This is a genomic window from Sphingomonas cremea (genome assembly GCF_021502585.1).
Classification (GTDB): Bacteria; Pseudomonadota; Alphaproteobacteria; order Sphingomonadales; family Sphingomonadaceae; genus Sphingomicrobium; species Sphingomicrobium cremea.
On record NZ_JAKFGM010000001.1, the window covers coordinates 366675 to 383322 of the forward strand.

Annotated in this window: 18 protein-coding genes; 8 read left to right on the forward strand and 10 right to left on the reverse strand. The window is 59.8% G+C overall.

All coding sequences use genetic code 11. The features are described 5' to 3' along the window. Positions 1-4 precede the first annotated feature (4 nt). Together LVY65_RS01905 and LVY65_RS01910 are read left to right on the forward strand one after the other, a co-directional pair. A complete protein-coding gene (locus tag LVY65_RS01905; protein ID WP_235066318.1) occupies positions 5-544 on the forward strand; it encodes an adenine phosphoribosyltransferase in 540 nt (179 codons plus the stop codon). Between the two features lie 99 nt (positions 545-643). After that, entirely contained in the window at positions 644-1306 is a 663-nt protein-coding gene (locus LVY65_RS01910) for a hypothetical protein (RefSeq protein ID WP_235066319.1), read from the forward strand. A 3-nt stretch (positions 1307-1309) separates the two neighbouring features. Here LVY65_RS01910 and LVY65_RS01915 read toward each other — a convergent pair whose 3' ends face one another. Continuing rightward, positions 1310-1762, reverse strand: a complete 453-nt coding sequence (locus LVY65_RS01915) for a MaoC family dehydratase (RefSeq protein ID WP_235066320.1) — start codon at positions 1760-1762, stop codon at positions 1310-1312. Between the two features lie 100 nt (positions 1763-1862). Between LVY65_RS01915 and LVY65_RS01920 the strand changes: the two genes are divergently transcribed. The 3 genes from LVY65_RS01920 to LVY65_RS01930 all read left to right on the forward strand — a co-directional run bounded on the left by LVY65_RS01920 (position 1863) and on the right by LVY65_RS01930 (position 6435). After that, on the forward strand, positions 1863-3461 hold the full coding sequence (locus LVY65_RS01920) for a tetratricopeptide repeat-containing sulfotransferase family protein (RefSeq protein ID WP_235066321.1): 1599 nt from the start codon (positions 1863-1865) through the stop codon (positions 3459-3461). Between the two features lie 103 nt (positions 3462-3564). Further along, positions 3565-6195 (forward strand): TonB-dependent receptor, encoded by a 2631-nt coding sequence (locus LVY65_RS01925; protein WP_235066322.1) that lies wholly within the window; start codon positions 3565-3567, stop codon positions 6193-6195. 54 nt (positions 6196-6249) lie between these two features. Then, a complete protein-coding gene (locus LVY65_RS01930) occupies positions 6250-6435 on the forward strand; it encodes a hypothetical protein (RefSeq protein ID WP_235066323.1) in 186 nt (61 codons plus the stop codon). Here the strand turns inward: LVY65_RS01930 and ychF are convergent. Further along, complete coding sequence (ychF, locus tag LVY65_RS01935) at positions 6432-7532, reverse strand: redox-regulated ATPase YchF (RefSeq protein WP_235066324.1); 1101 nt, start codon at positions 7530-7532, stop codon at positions 6432-6434. The two genes, LVY65_RS01930 and ychF, sit on opposite strands and share 4 nt — an antisense overlap. Positions 7533-7577: 45 nt before the next feature. Then, a complete protein-coding gene (locus LVY65_RS01940) occupies positions 7578-8177 on the reverse strand; it encodes a TIGR02466 family protein (RefSeq protein WP_235066325.1) in 600 nt (199 codons plus the stop codon). A gap of 92 nt (positions 8178-8269) precedes the next feature. On the opposite strand from LVY65_RS01940, the gene LVY65_RS01945 reads away from it, so the two are divergent. Continuing rightward, the gene (locus LVY65_RS01945; protein WP_235066326.1) at positions 8270-8887 is read left to right on the forward strand and encodes a 2OG-Fe(II) oxygenase family protein; all 618 of its coding nucleotides are present in this window, start codon (positions 8270-8272) and stop codon (positions 8885-8887) included. Positions 8888-8905: 18 nt separating this feature from the next. Here LVY65_RS01945 and LVY65_RS01950 read toward each other — a convergent pair whose 3' ends face one another. The 6 genes from LVY65_RS01950 to LVY65_RS01975 form a co-directional block, all read right to left on the reverse strand. Beyond that, entirely contained in the window at positions 8906-9259 is a 354-nt protein-coding gene (locus LVY65_RS01950) for a cupin domain-containing protein (RefSeq protein WP_235066327.1), read from the reverse strand. A 68-nt stretch (positions 9260-9327) separates the two neighbouring features. Continuing rightward, a complete protein-coding gene (gene pth, locus LVY65_RS01955; RefSeq protein ID WP_235066328.1) occupies positions 9328-9909 on the reverse strand; it encodes an aminoacyl-tRNA hydrolase in 582 nt (193 codons plus the stop codon). 80 nt (positions 9910-9989) lie between these two features. Next, positions 9990-10667, reverse strand: coding sequence for a 50S ribosomal protein L25/general stress protein Ctc (locus LVY65_RS01960; protein ID WP_235066329.1), 678 nt, complete (start codon positions 10665-10667; stop codon positions 9990-9992). Between the two features lie 101 nt (positions 10668-10768). Then, positions 10769-11248, reverse strand: a complete 480-nt coding sequence (locus LVY65_RS01965) for a hypothetical protein (RefSeq protein WP_235066330.1) — start codon at positions 11246-11248, stop codon at positions 10769-10771. A gap of 64 nt (positions 11249-11312) precedes the next feature. Then, complete coding sequence (locus LVY65_RS01970) at positions 11313-12089, reverse strand: TraB/GumN family protein (RefSeq protein ID WP_235066331.1); 777 nt, start codon at positions 12087-12089, stop codon at positions 11313-11315. A gap of 198 nt (positions 12090-12287) precedes the next feature. Next, on the reverse strand, positions 12288-13190 hold the full coding sequence (locus LVY65_RS01975) for a TraB/GumN family protein (protein ID WP_235066332.1): 903 nt from the start codon (positions 13188-13190) through the stop codon (positions 12288-12290). 113 nt (positions 13191-13303) lie between these two features. Here LVY65_RS01975 and LVY65_RS01980 point away from each other — a divergent pair, with 113 nt between their 5' ends. Together LVY65_RS01980 and glyS are read left to right on the forward strand one after the other, a co-directional pair. After that, positions 13304-14170, forward strand: coding sequence for a glycine--tRNA ligase subunit alpha (locus LVY65_RS01980; protein ID WP_235066333.1), 867 nt, complete (start codon positions 13304-13306; stop codon positions 14168-14170). Continuing rightward, a complete protein-coding gene (glyS, locus tag LVY65_RS01985; RefSeq protein WP_235066334.1) occupies positions 14167-16341 on the forward strand; it encodes a glycine--tRNA ligase subunit beta in 2175 nt (724 codons plus the stop codon). Before LVY65_RS01980 ends, glyS begins: the two co-directional genes overlap by 4 nt. Here the strand turns inward: glyS and LVY65_RS01990 are convergent. Further along, on the reverse strand, positions 16338-16592 hold the full coding sequence (locus tag LVY65_RS01990; RefSeq protein ID WP_235066335.1) for a hypothetical protein: 255 nt from the start codon (positions 16590-16592) through the stop codon (positions 16338-16340). The genes glyS and LVY65_RS01990 overlap by 4 nt on opposite strands. Between the last annotated feature and the right edge of the window lie 56 nt (positions 16593-16648).

Here is a 16648-nt window from a genome sequence, read left to right on the forward strand (position 1 = left end):
CTGCGTGACCAGCGCTCATGACGATTTGAGGGCGCTGGTCCGCACCATCCCGGATTTTCCGAAGTCGGGGATCAAGTTTCGCGACATTACCACCCTGCTGCTCGACCCTGCCGGGTTTGCTCGAACGATCGATGCGCTTGCTACGACGGTCGAGGGCCCGGTGGACCTGGTCGCCGCGGTTGAAGCGCGTGGGTTCGCGATTGGCGGCGCGCTGGCCGTCAAGCTTGGCGCAGGGTTGTTGCTGATCCGCAAGGACGGGAAGCTACCCGGAGCGACCATCGCCGAAGACTATGCGCTCGAGTACGGTACGGATCGCCTTGCCATGCACGTAGACGCTTGTGCCCCGGGCGCGAAGGTGTTGATCGTCGACGACTTATTAGCGACGGGTGGAACGGCACTGGCGGCAGCGCGGCTCATCAGGCGGGCAGGGGGCGAGTTGGTAGGCGCAAGGTTCGTTATCGACCTTCCCGAGTTGGGTGGTTCGGAGGCGCTTTCCGATGCGGGTATTGGTGTTGCCAGCCTCATGAACTTCAAGGGTCACTAGCCCCTGGAGCGCGCCGCATGCGCGCCAACTGGTTCACAGCGGGTTCAAGCTATTGAGTTAAAAAGAGTCTTCAAACTCCAGGAGTATCGGAGAGCTCTTATGTATGCGTATCGACTTCGCGCCGCTGCAATCGCGGTTGCGGCAACCCTCGGACTTTCGGCCTGCGCAACGCCCTACGGCTACGGTGGCGTGTCGGTTGGGGGCGGCAACGGCTACTATGGTTCCGACTATGGCTATGGCTATGGCGGAGGATATCCGGGCTACGGCTATGACGGTGGATATCCAGGTTATGGCTACGGCTATGGTGCAAGCTACCCGGGCTATGGCCTTGGCTATGCGCCATACTGGGGCTGGTACGACGACTTCTATTATCCCGGCACCGGCTATTATGTTTACGACGCCTATCGTCAGCCGCACCGTTGGACTGACACCCAGCGTCGTTACTGGACCGATCGCCGTGAGCGTGCTTCGCAAAGCACCAGTGATGGCCAGCGCGTGGTCATCCGTGAAAACTGGAACGATTTCCCACGCAATCGTACCGCGGCTCGCCCGCCTCGCGTCACTCGCAACATCGATCGGCAGGTTCGGGTGGAGCGCAGCGCTCGGCCGGCGCAAGTTGAGCGCACCGTCATTCGGGAACAGCGCGCAGACAAGGCGAACCTTCGCCGGGAGCGTCATTCCGACGCGCGCTCTGCGCAGGCCAGCGAGGAGCGGGAAAGCCGTTCCAACGGTCGCGGGCGTAAAGCCAATCGGGAAGAGTAGGCTTTAGGTCTCCGCCGGACGGCGGCGCATCAGGACAATCGAGATAAACCGCATCACCCGGACACCGTCCTGATTGGTGACGATTGTTTCGGTCCTGATGCTGCCGATGTCGGGCTTGGACCGTGACGGAGTCTTCTCGATGATCTTGCCGCTGACGGTTAGCCGATCGCCCGGATAAACCGGCCTAAGCCATCTGAGGTCGTCCACTCCCGGAGAGCCAAGTCCCGCCTGGCGATCTTTTGAAAGGTGGCCGACGATCACCGCCATGGTCATGGCGCAGGTGTGCCAACCCGACGCGGCCAGGCGCCCGAAGTGGGTCTCAGCTGCCGCTTCATCGCTCAGGTGGAACGGCTGCGGATCATATTTGCGCGCGAACTCGAGGATTTCCTCGCGTGTCACATCGTAATGGCCAAACTCGGTCTCGGCGCCGACTTCCATGTCTTCGAAATATTTCATGGGCACCTTCATCGCTATTTTGGGCTGTTGAGGAAAGTCCTAAATCGAAACTTTTATCCGCGACTTGGCGCGGCCGCGAATGGCGGGCTAGGGAGGTGCCGTGGCAACGCAGGGCACTCATCATTGGCATCCGCGGCTCTTGGAGGCCGCGCTGGCGTTGCACGAGAATCGATTGGACGTGGCCGAGCGGTTGCTGAAGCCGCACCTCAAGGAAGACCCGTTCGACGCTAAGGCGATCCGAATGCTGGCGGAATTGGCCTGGCGGATCGGACGGCAGCGCGATGCCGAGCACCTTTTGCGCCGAGCTCTCGAAATCGCGCCGGGCTTCACGGCTGTTCGTGCGCAGCTGGCGCTCGTGCTGGGACGGATGGGTCGTCCGGCGGAAGCCTTGCCGCTGCTAGACCAGCTATTCGAAGAGGATGGCGAGGACCTCGGCCATTTCAATTTGAAGGCGGCGACCATAGCCCGCCTTGGCGATTTCGACGAAGCGATCGAGCTGTATGAAAATGTGCTGGAGCGCGCGCCCAAGCAACCGCGGGTGTGGATGAGCTATGGTCATATCCTGAAGACGGTCGGTCGGCAGGCAGACGGCGTCGACGCATATCGCAAAGCTATCGATCTCAACCCCAGGCTGGGTGAAGCTTGGTTCAGCCTGGCCAACTTAAAAACGGTGAAGTTCGACGGCAACGATATCGCGGCGATGCGGGCCGCTCTCGATTGGCCCGAACTGCGTGAGGAGGACCGCTTCCACCTGGAGTTTGCTCTCGGCAAGGCGATGCATGATGCCGGGGAGACCGATAAAGCCTTCGCCTATTTCGCGACTGGTAACGCCCTGCGGCGCAAGAGCCAGCCCTACAACCGTGACGATACGACCCGAGCAGTAGATCGTGCCATTGCCAGTTTCACCCGCGAAAACTTCGAAGAGCGGCGTGGCAGCGGTTGCGAGGATCCGGACCCCATATTCATCGTCGGAATGCCGCGCGCCGGTTCAACCCTGGTTGAACAGATCTTGTCGTCGCATTCGCTGGTGGAAGGAACATCGGAGCTTCCCGACCTCCCGGCCCTCGCGAGGAAAAATCCCGGCTATCCGAAGAGTGTGTTGAGCCTGTCGGCGGAGGAGCGAACGGCCCTTGGCAAGGAATATCTTGAGCGGGTTTCGATTCATCGACGGACCGACAAGCCCTTCTTCATCGACAAGTTGCCCAACAACTGGCTCTACGTTCCCTTCATCCAGCTGATCCTTCCCAACGCGAAGATCATAGATGCGCGACGTCATCCGTTGGGATGCTGCTTTTCCAATTTCCGGCAGCATTTTGCACGAGGGCAGGCGTTTACCTACGACCTGACGGATGTCGGCAAATATTACGCCGACTATGTCAGGCTGATGGCGCATGTGGACGCGGTTCTGCCGGGCAAGGTCCACCGGGTCATCTATGAACGAATGGTCGACGATACTGAGGCCGAAGTGCGCGCATTGCTTGATTATTGCGGCGTTGAGTTCGAAACGGCCTGCCTCGATTTCCACGAAACCAAGCGCGCGGTGCGGACCGCCAGCTCGGAGCAGGTGCGCCAGCCCATCTATCGCGATGCGACCGAGGAATGGCGCCGCTACGAACCTTTCCTGGGCCCGCTGAAGGAAGCGCTTGGCGGCGTGCTGGATGTATATCCAGAGGTGCCCGCGACCTTCGTGCAACGCTGAATCAACAATCGCGCGGTTTGATGCGCCGTTGCAACGGTTTGCAAGTTGACAAGCTGCAATCGCTCTGTCGCTATGCCGACATACAAGTCAAATGGGGGGATTGATGACTGACCGGACGACTCGCGCGCTGACTTTGGCTCTGCTCGCTTCCACCGCATTCGTAGCACCGGCATTCGCACAGGAGGTTCCTGCTGCCCCCGAAGCGGCGGCGCAAGCCGCACAGGACACTCGCGAACAGGAAGGCCCAAAAGAGGCCACGGCCGACGAGTCCAATGTTATCGTCGTTACGGCAACCAAGCGCGAAGAGAATCTACAGGACGTCCCGGTCAGCATCCAGGCGCTCGGTACAAAGCGCCTCGACCAGCTCAATATTTCGAATTTTGAAGAATATACCCAGCAACTACCGTCGGTGAGCTATCAGACGATCGCACCGGGCTCGACCGTGGTTTATATGCGCGGTGTTGCGACTGGCGGGGACGGCAATCACACAGGATCGCTGCCCTCGGTCGGTTCCTATCTAGACGAGCAGCCAATCACGACGATCGGCGGCACGCTCGACGTCCATGTTTACGACATGGCGCGGATCGAGAGCCTCGCTGGCCCGCAGGGCACGCTATACGGTGCGTCTAGCGAGGCCGGCACGATCCGCCTCATTACCAACAAGCCCGAGCTAGGTATCACGACGGGACGTATCGACAGCGAGATAAACAAGACCGCTCATGGCGGCTGGGGCGGCAACGTTGAGGGCATGATAAATCTGCCGGTGACCGATAATATCGCGTTCCGGGCAGTCGCATTTTACCAGCGCGATGCCGGTTATATCGACAATGTTCGGGGCACCCACACTTATTGCGGCGATGCGGTAAAAGCGCCTGATCCCGACAATCCTGGCGAGGAAATAACCGTTGGTTGTGTGCACAATGGGTTCACCATCGACAATAAGGACGTGGTCGAGAAGAATTTCAACGATCTGCGGACTTACGGCGGGCGCGCTGCGCTCAAAATCGACCTCGATGAAAATTGGACGATTACGCCGACCATTATGCACCAGAACACGAAATCGCACGGTGTGTTCTTCATGGACAAAGACCAGCCCGATCTAGATGTCGTGCGGTACCGCAAAGAACCCAGCAAGGACAAATTCACCCAAGTCGCACTTACGATCGAAGGTAAGATTGCCAATTTCGACATTACCTATGCCGGCGCATACATGCATCGGCCAACCGACAGCATCAGCGATTATAGTGAATATACGGCCGTCTACGACGATTATTACGAGTCATATGGCGGTCTCGCGAACTACTTTTATTTCTCCGACAACGCGGGCAACCCGATCGATCCCACGCAATACATTCATGGCACGAATAATTTCAAAAAGTGGAGTCAGGAACTGCGGGTTGCATCGCCGTCGGAAAATCGATTCCGCGTGCTTACTGGTATCTTCTACCAGCACCAGAGCAATGATATTTTCCAAGACTACAAAGTCGATAATCTTGCTGACGATTTGTCGGTCAATGGCGTTCCGGGAACAATTTGGCTGACCAAGCAGGAACGGATCGACCGCGACTTTGCGCTGTTCGGAGAGGCCAGTTTCGACGTCACGCCGACGATCACGCTCACCGGCGGTGGACGCTATTACAAGTTCCGCAATACCGTGTTCGGATTCGCCGGTTTCGGACGCAATCCTGACTACTTCCAAGACGCAGAAGATAATCCGCCACCGAATGCGGCGGGCAGTTCCAAAACGGGCGTGGCTCAGTGCTTTACTGTCAGCGGATTGACGCTGCGCAACGCACAGATTGCGGGAGCGGACACTACCCTAATCCACGATGGCGAGCTCAATGGCACGCCCTGTATCAATGTTGGCGAGTTCCAGAACGGCGAGGTCAAGCCCAAGGAGAGCAAGGACCATGGCTGGACATATCGTTTCAATGGAACCTGGAAGCCGCACGACGACCTCATGTTTTATGCGACATGGTCAAAGGGATTCAGGCCGGGCGGCATCAATCGCCAGCCAGGTCTCGCCGGCTACGACCCGGATTTCCTGATCAATTACGAGCTAGGCTGGAAGACGACCTTTGGCCGCTTCCAATGGAATGGCGCAGTCTATCACCAGAAATGGAAGACGTTCCAATTCAGCTACCTCGGCGAAAACAGCCTGACGGTGGTTCAGAACGGCCGCGATGCCAAGATTAACGGCATCGAGACGGACGTTAGCTATGCCGCAGGGGGCCTGTCGCTGAGAGCAGCAGCGGCGTACACGGATGCCAAGACCAAGGGTAATATTTGCAACCTTGCCGATGGCAACTCCGATTGTTCAGGCCCTGACGATTTTGTCGTTGCGCCGTCCGGCACGCGTCTGCCTGTCACGCCCAAGTTCAAGATGACAGCAACCGCGCGCTATTCCTGGCCCGTCAGCGTTGGCAGGGCCCATGTGCAAGCCGGAATTGCTCACCAGGGTTCGGCGAGCGCCGACCTTCGCAAGGCCACCGAGGCGCCTTTGGGCGTGATCTATAATCCAAACGACTTTCTTGGCCGGATTAAATCTTCGACGCTGGTCAACCTCTTTGCCGGGTTCGACTGGAGCGATTACAGTGTCGAACTCTATGCATCGAACGTCTTCGATCAGCGCAATGAACTGTCGCGATTCGTGGTCTGCAGCATCTGCACGTCAACCAAGATTGTGCCGGGAACGCCAAGAACAATCGGCCTGAGGCTCGGTGCGAAGTTCTGATCTGCATAATGGAGCGCCATCTGAAGATGGCGCTCCATATTTGAGGGGACAGCCGTGAGACCCTTCACGACGATAGCCGCCATTATATTCGGACTGATGGCGTTGCTTCACGCCTATCGGCTAGCCACTCATTTCCAGCTAATCATCGGTAGTCACACGATCGCTCAAGGTCTGAGTTGGGTCGCGGTGGTCCTGACTGGGTTGCTGAGCTACGGACTGTTCCGCGAGGCGAAGCGCTAAACGTTGAACTTGAAGTGGAGGACGTCACCGTCCTTCACGACATATTCCTTGCCTTCCTGCCGAAGCTTGCCCGCATCCCGTGCGCCGGCTTCTCCATTAAGCGCGATATAGTCGTCATAGGCGATGGTTTCGGCGCGGATGAAGCCACGCTCGAAGTCGGTGTGGATCTCGCCCGCCGCCTGCGGTGCTTTTGAGCCCTTTTCGACCGTCCACGCGCGCGCCTCCTTTGGCCCAACCGTGAAGAAGGTAATGAGGTGCAGCAGGTCGTATCCGGCCCGAATGACCCGAGCGAGGCCCGTTTCGTGCAGCCCCATCTCCTCGAGGAAGGCCAGCCGCTCGTCCATGTCCATGGTAACAAGGTCCGCCTCGATCGCGGCGGATACGACCACCGCATTTGCACCCTCGGCTTTGGCCTTTTCGAATACGCGTGCCGAATGGTCGTTACCGTTCGCCGCTTCATCCTCATTGACGTTGCAGACATAGAGTACCGGCTTGGCCGTCAGCAGCTGCGCTTGGGCGAAGACCCGCGCTTCTTCATCGTCCTTGGGCTTGGTCAGCCGGGCGGGCTTGCCTTCGCGAAGAAGATCGAGAGCCTGGCTCAGGACCGATGCGGCGAACTTCGATTCCTTGTCGCCCTGCTGGCCGCGTTTGATGAGGTTTGGGACACGCTTTTCAAGGCCTTCGAGGTCGGAAAGCAGCAGCTCGGTCTCGACCACTTCTGCGTCGGCCACCGGATCGACCCGATTTTCGACGTGCTGAATGTCGTCATTCTCGAAACAGCGCAGGACATGGACGATTGCGTCCACTTCGCGGATGTTGCCCAGGAACTGGTTGCCAAGCCCTTCGCCCTTCGACGCGCCTTTCACCAGCCCGGCAATGTCGACGAATGCGAGCTGGGTCGGGAGGATCTTGGCCGATCCAGCGATCGCGGCAAGCTTGTCCAGCCGGGGATCGGGCACCGCGACCTGGCCGACATTGGGCTCGATCGTGCAGAAGGGATAGTTTGCCGCCTGCGCCGCCTGCGTCTCCGTCAATGCATTGAAGAGGGTCGACTTGCCAACGTTCGGCAGGCCGACGATGCCGCATTTAAAGCCCATTGTATGTCCTGGAATGAAAGGAGTTTTGTGGCCCTTAGCGGCGCTTTAGGAGAAATTGAAGCTGATGCTGAGCCGATCGACTTTAGCCAAGCCGGGTAGGACTTCGTGCCGCAGCCAGCTTTCCCACATCAGCAGCAGTCCGGCGGTCGGCGTCACTGTGACGAAAGGGCGCAATTCCTCGGGCGCATCGTCGCGGCGTACGGGCGCGGCCATCATCATCGGCAGCCGAGGATCCTCGAACCGAATTTCGCCGCTTTCCGCTGGAGTCTCGACGTAAAATGTCCCCGACAGGATCGAATGCGGATGAATATGGGCGCTATGATGCCCGCCGGCCTTCAACAAATTGACCCATAGGCTGTCGAGCTTGGGCTTTCGGCAAAGGTCGAATGCGAGCTCTCGTGCAAAGTCGGAAGCATGGCGAAGCAAAAGCCGCTGCAGGTCAGCAAACGCCGGATCCCGCCGCGGCAGGTCGTTCAGCGAAGCGTAGCTGGTGTAACCCTTGTAGCCCTTGTCGCGGCTCCAGCGCTGGCCGGCCTTGTCATCCGCAGCCAACGTACGGATCGAATGTGCCAGATCGCCGAGCAGCGCCTGATCTTCGATGGCGGCTTGGTACAATTGGGTGGCGAACAGGCTGCGAATGGGCATGGCCCAGCGCTTAACCCCTTGCGCCCGGCGGAGCGAGAGGCTTTGAACGATAATGACGACAGTAAGCGTCCGCGCTGCCGGAGGGATTGGAGATGAGCTTTAAGCTGGCGGGGGTGGACACGCTGTTTCCCATTCCGCTGTTCCGTTATCGGGTCGAAGACGCGAACCTCAACGACAATCTGTCCAAGGAAATCGCCAAGCGCCGCAAGGCTGAGGGCGGTATGTTCAACAGCAATCGACAAGGGTGGCAGTCGGAGCATGACTTCTTTGCGCGCAAGGAAGAGGGGCATGGATCGCTGGCGCGGACGATCGCCCAGGTGTTGAAGGCGACGCTGCAATCGATCGATCCCGCTGCGGATTTCGGCAAGTTCAACGTAACCATGAACGGATGGGTCAACGTCAACCCGCCCGGCGGCTACAATGGTCCGCACCAGCATACCAACGCGGTGCTGTCGGGCGTCTATTACGTCGACGTGCCGCGTGGCCCCTCGGATAAGGGCGGAGCGATCGAATTCCTGTCGCCACATCCCGTTAGATTGATCGGCGGCCTGTTGAACGCGGAAATGTTTGCGGAAAGGATTCGTTATCAGCCAAAAGCCGGCGACCTGCTGATCTTTCCCGGGCAGCTGCCGCATTGGGTGCACCCCAACGACAGCAGCAAGTCGAGGGTGACGATCGCGTTTAACGCAATGCTGCACGCCAAGAACTAGGATTCGGCTGACCGCCTCCTATTCGGCGAAGATTGTCTCCGCACCAATTCGCTCGAACGTCAAATTTACCGAGCGCTGGCCAGCCGGTCTGGTTCGATGGAGCGTGCCCGCCGGAACGGTAACGAACTGGCCAGGCCGCACAACGACTTCGCGATCCGGAAATTCGATGATCAGATAGCCATCGACCCCATAGAATGTCTCGTCCGAATCCGGATGATGATGCCAACGAAACTGAGTGGTCATCACGCTCATCCGGATTTCGTGATCATTGACCATGGCGAGTGAGATGTTGCGATACGCATCGGCGACGGTCCGGCTCAGTGCGAGTGGATCGACGATAGTGGGGATATTGGGAGCTGCTCGATCGGTCATCGCCGCTAGCATGCGCCCCTCATTTCTCATGAACCAATCGAACGTTTGTCCGAGACGATAAGCTTCACTTATCCGGGATCGGCCGCATTCGTCCTCAATGCCACTTCGCTCATAAAGCGGACGTCATTACCGTCGGCGAGCCATTCGGCCTCGGCAGCTATCGCGCCAAGCAGGTCGGACAATGGCTCCATTTCGCTTTTGGCATAGTTGCCGAGCACATGCGGCGTCACCCGGTCTTTGTGGCCGGGGTGTCCAATGCCGATGCGCACACGCCGGAAATCGGGGCCCAGCGCCGCGTCGATGGCGCGAAGGCCGTTATGGCCCGCCGTGCCGCCGCCGGTCTTCACCTTGACCTTCATCGGTCCCAGGTCGAGCTCGTCGTGAAAGGCGGTAAGCGCGTCGACGTTGAGTTTGTAAAAGCGCAGCGCCTGCTGAACCGCATCACCGCTGTCGTTCATATAGGTCTGTGGCTTTAGCAGAAGCACTTTGTGCCGTCCGATCCGTCCCTCGCTGGCCAGTGCGCGATATTTCTTCTGCCATGGACCGAATCCATAAACCGCGGCGATGGCGTCCACAGCCATGAAGCCGACGTTATGACGGTGGAGCGCATATTGCGCACCCGGATTGCCGAGGCCGGCCCAGATCTGCATGGGCGCTGTCCCTGCCAGCAAAAACGCCCACCCCGCAAGCGGGATGGGCGTCCTTGTTCTCAAAGCTCTGAAAAGGAAGCTTAGGCTTCCTCTCCGCCTTCGGCTTCGCCGCTGGTCTCGCCTTCGGCTTCTTCTTCGCCGACGGTCGGGACTTCGCCCTCAGGCGCGGCTTCTTCCTCGGTCTGCTTCATCGCCGACGGAGCAACAACGGTGGCGACTGTGAAGTCGCGATCGTCGATCGCCGATTCGACGCCCTTGGGCAGCTTGACCTGGCTGATGTGGATCGAATCGCCGATTTCGAGCCCGGTCAGATCGATATGGATCTCGTCAGGGATCTCAGCCGCGTCACAAACCAGTTCCAGATCGTGCTGGACGATGTTGAGCACACCGCCGCGCTTGAGGCCCGGAGAGGCTTCCTCATTGTCGAAGCGGACCGGCACTGCGACCGTGACCTTGCTGTGTTCGCCAATGCGCAGGAAATCGACATGGACGGGGCGGCTGGTAACCGGGTGGAACTGCACGTCCTTGGGGAGCGTGCGGTTCGGCTTGCCGCCGACTTCGACCATAACGACCGAATTCATGAAGTGGCCGGTCGACAGCATCTTGGCGAGGAGCTTTTCCTCGACATGCACCGAGAGTGGCTCTTGCTTGTCGCCGTATACCACGGCAGGGACCCGGCCTTCGCGGCGCAGTGCACGGGAGGCTCCCTTGCCAGCCCGATCGCGCGCTTCGGCGGGCAGCGTCAGCTGTTCGCTCATTTTCGCATTCCTTCTAGGTTTTCATGCCCCGCCACGCCTCCAGGGATGACCATGGGTGGGCAAGCGCGCGCCTATAGGGGCGGCGAGCCAAATTGGCAAGGTCAGCGCATCTGCTGAAGCCGGTCGAGCAATGCGTCGATCCTTGGGTCCAGCACTTTTCGTGCCGCATCATAGGATGAATTCATCGATGGAACATCCGACCAGTTCAGAAGCCTGCCTTCGGGAACCGCAAATGGAAGCGGGTCGAACGCGATGACGAGGTCCGCTGCCTTAAGGTCATCGGAGGTAAGGGCGGTCAACGGCTGACGGGTAGGGTCGATTTGTTCGGCGCGCAGCTGGACACTTAACGTCGGCGACAAATGTTCTTCCGGAGTAATCCCACGCGACCACGCATGAAGCGCAATCCCACGCGAAGCGGCGCGGCGGATCAGCAGCTCGCGGGCTATTGCGCTTTTGACCGAACCGAACTGGCAAACTAGCAGGATCTGCGGCTTGTCGGCCGCCAATACGGTTTGCGCAGGGATTGCCTGGAGGCCCAGCACGATAACCAAAAAGACGCGTAAGAACGTTCGTCGAAGCATAGCCAGGCTCCCCGGGTCGCCGGAATAGGCGCACCACGAACCCCCTGCAAGAAGGGCTGGCGGACTAGCTCACGCGGGTGGTAGTGATGCCGCGCGACGCGAGCCAATGCTGAACGCTGTCCTTACCGGCAAGATGGCCGGTCCCGACCGCAACGAAGACCGTACCCGGCTGTTCCAGCCGCTTGGCAATCCACTGCCCCCAGCGCGCATTTCGGTCGGCGATCAACATGCGATAGGCGACCGGCGATTTGGCTTCGAAACCGGCGAGCATGGTAGAAAAGGCGCCTGTATTCCCCGTCGCCCAGGCGCTGAGCAGGTCATTGACGGTGACTGAGATCGCCGAGGCCGTTGGCTGCGGAGCAGCGGTAGAAGGGGCAGGGATATTGGCAAGGGCGCCAAGTTGATCCTCGAAGCGTTCCAATCCCCCGACTGGCTTTCCAACATTTTCGGCAACGCGTCGAAGTACGGTGTCGGCGCCATTTTCTACGGACAAGCCAGCAGTGCGGCTTTGGCTAACGACCATCTGGGTCTGCGCGAAGAATGGCTTAACTCTAGCCGTTCCATCAGGGGCGCTTTCGGTGACCTGATTGCGTGCTGCCCGCTGGATCGCGTCCGGATCAGGAACGATGGTTTCCAATACCAGCTCGCCAGAGCGATCGAACGCGTCGCGGACCTTGTCGCCGAACCACACCGTACGTCCGTCCAGCGTGTGGAACGTTCCGAACAAATAGATGGTGGTGTCGGCGTCACGGATTTCCCAAAGGGCTGGTGTCGCCCGGACCAGGGCCGGAGCTGCGATTGCAGGAACTGGAGCGGCCTGGGTAGGAGCCGCAGTCGTCACTAGGAGCGCCAGAATGGCGTTTGCGCCCTTGCCAAAGAGTCGTTTCGGGGGCGTTCCTTGCCCACCGATTATCTGTGTCCGTGCCACTGGCGACCCCCCGCCGTTTCAGAGTCAAACAGTCGGCCACAAATGGTTAACGGTCAATTAGCTTGTTGATTTTTCACTGACTTTTGCGACGAACGGAGTGCCTGGCCGCTGCTATTGGACGCGGGTTATCTTGACGCCCTGTTGCTTGAGCACGGTCAGTACCGACTGATCGCCAGCAAGGTGGCCGGCGCCAACCGCAACAAGCACGGTACCCGGCTGGTCGAGCCGCCCTTTGACCCAACGTGCCCAATTGGCGTTACGCTTTAACAATAGCGCATCCCTAAGCTCTGGAGAATCTCCAAGATCGGCGTTGAAGCTGTCGGCGATGCCCCGGACGTCGCCGCGGCTCCACGCATCGAGCATGCCCTTAAACTGCGGCTTCATCGTAGCCGGGTCCTCAAGAACGGTCGCAAGAAATTTGCGTTGGGCATCTTCCGACAGCCTGTCGAAAAAGCCGAGCTGCTCGGCGTTAGTTTCAAGCTCGCCAATGGGCTTTCCGCCTGCCTCGAATTGCTTCTTCAAGGCGGATTCGACGCCGGATCCTGGATCCAGGCCAAGCTCCTGGAATTGAACTCCAAGTAGAAGGAACGCCGCCGCCCATGTCTCAAGCTTGTCAAAGGCTTGGGCCGGTAGGCCGGACTTGGCGATGGCAGACGCCAGCGCCGCCTTTTTATCCGGCTGCACGCGCTCGGCGATCGGCGGCAGCCCATCTGCCATCGCCAGCTTGAACAGCTCGCCAATGGTCGCTGTGGGGTTAGCCTCGTCGATTCTGGTTTCGACCACCAGAGTGTCCGATCCAGCGGCGGCCCGATCGAACGCCGGGCTGCGCCACTTTGTATCCTTCGGCAGCAGGTGGATCGTCCCGAACAAATAGATGGTGGTATCCTTGTCGGCGACCTTCCACATCGCCGGACTGGCAGCTTTGGGCTCGATCGCCGGTGCAGGGGCGCAGGCCGTCGCGGCAATCGCTCCGAAGGCGGCCAGCTTGCGGCCGCAACGCTTGAACAGGCTCATGCGATCTCAATCTCCAACGGTTCGAGTGAAAGGTAAGGTGCCGGGCCGCGCTCGTCCACTTGCCGCCGCTGAATTCATGCGCCAAAGCCGCCCGACTGTTTCGATACGGGATTTTGCGCGTGAGCTTGAGCTTCCAGGACCTGATCCTGACCCTCCACCGCTATTGGGGCGAGCAGGGCTGTGTAATCCTGCAGCCGTATGACATGGAGATGGGGGCGGGGACGTTCCATCCGGCTACCGTGTTGCGCGCGCTTGGGCCCGACCCGTGGAAATGCGCCTACGTACAGCCGTGTCGCCGCCCGACCGACGGCCGCTATGGGGAGAATCCCAACCGGCTTGGCCATTATTACCAGTATCAGGTGATGCTGAAGCCCAGTCCCGAGAACCTGCAGGAACTTTACCTCGGTTCGCTCGACGCGATCGGCATCGATCCGTTGAAACACGACATCCGCTTCGTCGAGGATGACTGGGAAAGCCCGACGCTCGGCGCATGGGGATTGGGCTGGGAAGTCTGGTGCGATGGGATGGAAGTGACCCAGTTCACCTATTTCCAGCAGGTCGGCGGGTTCGACTGCAAGCCGGTTGCGGGCGAGCTGACATACGGCCTCGAGCGGCTGGCGATGTACATCCAGGGCAAGGACAATGTGTTCGATCTCGCCTTCAATAATGAAGGGGTCACCTATGGCGACGTCTTCCTGGAAAACGAGCGGCAGATGTCGAAATGGCACTTCGAGGTTGCCGACACCGAGGCGCTATTCGACCTCTTCAAACGGGCTGCAGCGGAGAGCGAAAACAGCCTGAAGGCGGGCGTTCCGATTGCTGCCTATGAGCAGGCGATCAAGGCCAGTCACATCTTCAATACGCTGCAAGCGCGTGGCGTGATCTCGGTTGCCGAGCGCCAGGCCTATATCGGACGCGTCCGCGACATGGCCAAGGGCGCCTGCGGCGCATGGATGGCGCACATGGGATATGAGGCATGAGCGCCGATTTCCTGCTCGAACTGTTATCCGAAGAAATCCCGGCGCGCATGCAGGCGCGGGCGCGCAACGACCTTGCCCGAATGTTCGCTGAAAAGCTGACCGAGGCCGGGCTTGGCCATGACGGCATCGTCACCTACTCGACGCCGCGTCGGCTGGCGCTGATCGCGCGCGGCTTGCCACCAACGACCGAGGCAGTCAGCGAAGAAGTGAAGGGGCCGCGGACCTCGGCGCCGGCGAAGGCGCTTGAAGGTTTCCTGCGCAAGACCGGGCTTACCCAAGACCAGCTACAGGATCGCGACGGCACCTGGTTTGCGGTTATCGACCGGCCGGGTCGCTCGACAGCCGACGTACTGGCCGATGCGATCGCGGCGATTGTTCGCGATTTTCCCTGGCCCAAGTCGATGCGCTGGGGCGCGAAGAGTATTTCGACCAGTTCACTCCGCTGGGTGCGCCCGTTGCATTCGATCGTCGCCTTGCTCGGCGATGACATCGTTCCAGTAGCGATCGACGGCATTGAATGCGGAGCGACGACACGCGGTCATCGCTTTCACCATCCCGGCCCTATCACGATCGGCAGCGCCAATGACTATGTCGAAAAGCTGCGTGCCTGCCACGTCATCGTCGACCAGGAGGAGCGCGAGGCGGCGATCCGCAAGGGCGCGATCGACGCGGCCGAGGACGCCGGCTTGCTTTTGGTCGAGGATGAGGGCCTGGTAGTCGAGAATGCCGGCCTGACCTCATGGCCGGTGCCGCTGTTCGGATCGTTCGATCATCATTTTCTCGACGTCCCCGAAGAGGTCATCCAGCTGACCGCGCGGACCAACCAGAAATATTTCGTGATGCGCGACGGCGCCGGCAAGCTCGCTCCGCATTTCGTATGCGTCGCCAACATCGCCGCTAACGACGGCGGTGAGGCGATTGTCGCCGGCAACGAGCGCGTGCTCGCCGCACGTTTGAGCGATGCCCGCTTCTTCTGGGAGCAGGACCTCAAGGTCCCGCTCGAAGAGCAGGCGAAGAAGCTCGAACAGATCGTGTTCCACGACAAGCTCGGCACTGTTGCCGACAAGGTCGAGCGGGTCGCCAAGCTGGCGCGCTGGCTGGTCGAACAACAAATCGTCACCCCCGCGAAGGCGGGGGCCCAGCAGAGCAAAGAAGAACTGGGTTCCCGCTTGCGCGGGAATGACGAAGAAATTGCTGAGCTGGCCGACCAGGCCGAGCGCGCGGCGCGGCTGGCCAAGGCCGATCTGGTTGCCGGCATGGTCGGTGAATTCCCCGAACTGCAGGGCGTGATCGGCGGCTACCTCGCCCGCGCGCAAGGCGAGCCGGATGCGGTCGCCGACGCCATCCGCGATCATTACAAGCCGGTCGGGCAGGGGGATGAGGTGCCGACTGCACCAGTGACGGTGGCGGTGAGCTTGGCCGACAAGTTTGATACGTTGGTTGGGTTTTTCATGATCGATCAGAGACCAACCGGGTCTCGTGATCCTTTTGCTTTGCGTCGCGCCGCGCTGGGCGTGCTTGATACGGTTGTGACTAACGGCATTCGCTTGCCAGTCACCGACACCATTAGCGCAACGACCGGAGAGCTTACAAAGAAGTTGACTTGGAACGGAATGGGCGAGGAGCTGCTCGACCAATTCAAAGTGGGCATAAATCTTGCCTTTGGCGCTCTCCCAGATTTCTTCACCGATCGATTGAAGGTTCAACAGCGGGAAACCGGCGTCCGGCATGACATCATCGACGCCGCCGTTTCAGCCGATTTCGTTGATGATTACGTTCGACTCCTAGGGTTGGTGAAGGCGCTACAGGGCTTTGTCGAGAAGCCGGAAGGCGCCAATTTGCTCGCCGGCTACAAGCGCGCGGCCAACATCCTGAAGAAGGAAAAATGGCCCGTCGATGCGGCTTCCACCTCCGCGCCAGAAGCGGACGAACAGGCGCTGGTGGATGCACTCGACAATGCCCAGCCCCATGCCGCTGAAGCGGTTGAGCAGGAGGATTTCACCGGGGCGATGGAGGCATTGTCGACGCTGCGCGGGCCGATCGACGCCTTCTTCGACAAGGTGACGGTCAACGACCCCGATTCGGCGGTCCGGGCAAGGCGCCTAAACCTGCTCGCCCGCTTCCGGGACGCCGTTCACACGGTCGCGGATTTCTCGAAAATCGAGGGCTAGATGTCCCGCTCGTCGATGACGCCGTCGACGTTGCGATCCTTTAGCGCAGCCGCTCTTAACGAATCCCGTTCGCGCCATTCCTTTTCGCGCTCGGCGTGGATGCGCTCGAGTTCCGCGCGTCGATCGACCTCATTATTGTAGCGGGTCTTCCACTTCCTGCCGCCGCCGGAGAAGATGAAGCCTCCAATGAAAAGGCCGAGCAGGAACACCAGCAAGACGATAATCCACTGGTCGGTGCTGAATTGAAGCATCGCGTCGAACCCCTGTGCGTTTCGTTCAGGGCATCAACCCGCCTCGGCCTCAATTC

Excerpts from the sequence above, each read along its gene's own strand:
- LVY65_RS01925 (WP_235066322.1), top strand. The coding sequence starts at position 3,565 with ATGACTGACCGGACGACTCGCGCGCTGACTTTGGCTCTGCTCGCTTCC.
- LVY65_RS01965 (WP_235066330.1), bottom strand. The coding sequence starts at position 11,248 with ATGCTTCGACGAACGTTCTTACGCGTCTTTTTGGTTATCGTGCTGGGC.
- LVY65_RS01945 (WP_235066326.1), top strand. The coding sequence starts at position 8,270 with ATGAGCTTTAAGCTGGCGGGGGTGGACACGCTGTTTCCCATTCCGCTG.
- LVY65_RS01940 (WP_235066325.1), bottom strand. The coding sequence starts at position 8,177 with ATGCCCATTCGCAGCCTGTTCGCCACCCAATTGTACCAAGCCGCCATC.
- LVY65_RS01990 (WP_235066335.1), bottom strand. The coding sequence starts at position 16,592 with ATGCTTCAATTCAGCACCGACCAGTGGATTATCGTCTTGCTGGTGTTC.
- LVY65_RS01975 (WP_235066332.1), bottom strand. The coding sequence starts at position 13,190 with ATGAGCCTGTTCAAGCGTTGCGGCCGCAAGCTGGCCGCCTTCGGAGCG.
- LVY65_RS01915 (WP_235066320.1), bottom strand. The coding sequence starts at position 1,762 with ATGAAATATTTCGAAGACATGGAAGTCGGCGCCGAGACCGAGTTTGGC.
- LVY65_RS01960 (WP_235066329.1), bottom strand. The coding sequence starts at position 10,667 with ATGAGCGAACAGCTGACGCTGCCCGCCGAAGCGCGCGATCGGGCTGGC.
- LVY65_RS01910 (WP_235066319.1), top strand. The coding sequence starts at position 644 with ATGTATGCGTATCGACTTCGCGCCGCTGCAATCGCGGTTGCGGCAACC.
- glyS (WP_235066334.1), top strand. The coding sequence starts at position 14,167 with ATGAGCGCCGATTTCCTGCTCGAACTGTTATCCGAAGAAATCCCGGCG.
- ychF (WP_235066324.1), bottom strand. The coding sequence starts at position 7,532 with ATGGGCTTTAAATGCGGCATCGTCGGCCTGCCGAACGTTGGCAAGTCG.
- LVY65_RS01950 (WP_235066327.1), bottom strand. The coding sequence starts at position 9,259 with ATGACCGATCGAGCAGCTCCCAATATCCCCACTATCGTCGATCCACTC.
- pth (WP_235066328.1), bottom strand. The coding sequence starts at position 9,909 with ATGCAGATCTGGGCCGGCCTCGGCAATCCGGGTGCGCAATATGCGCTC.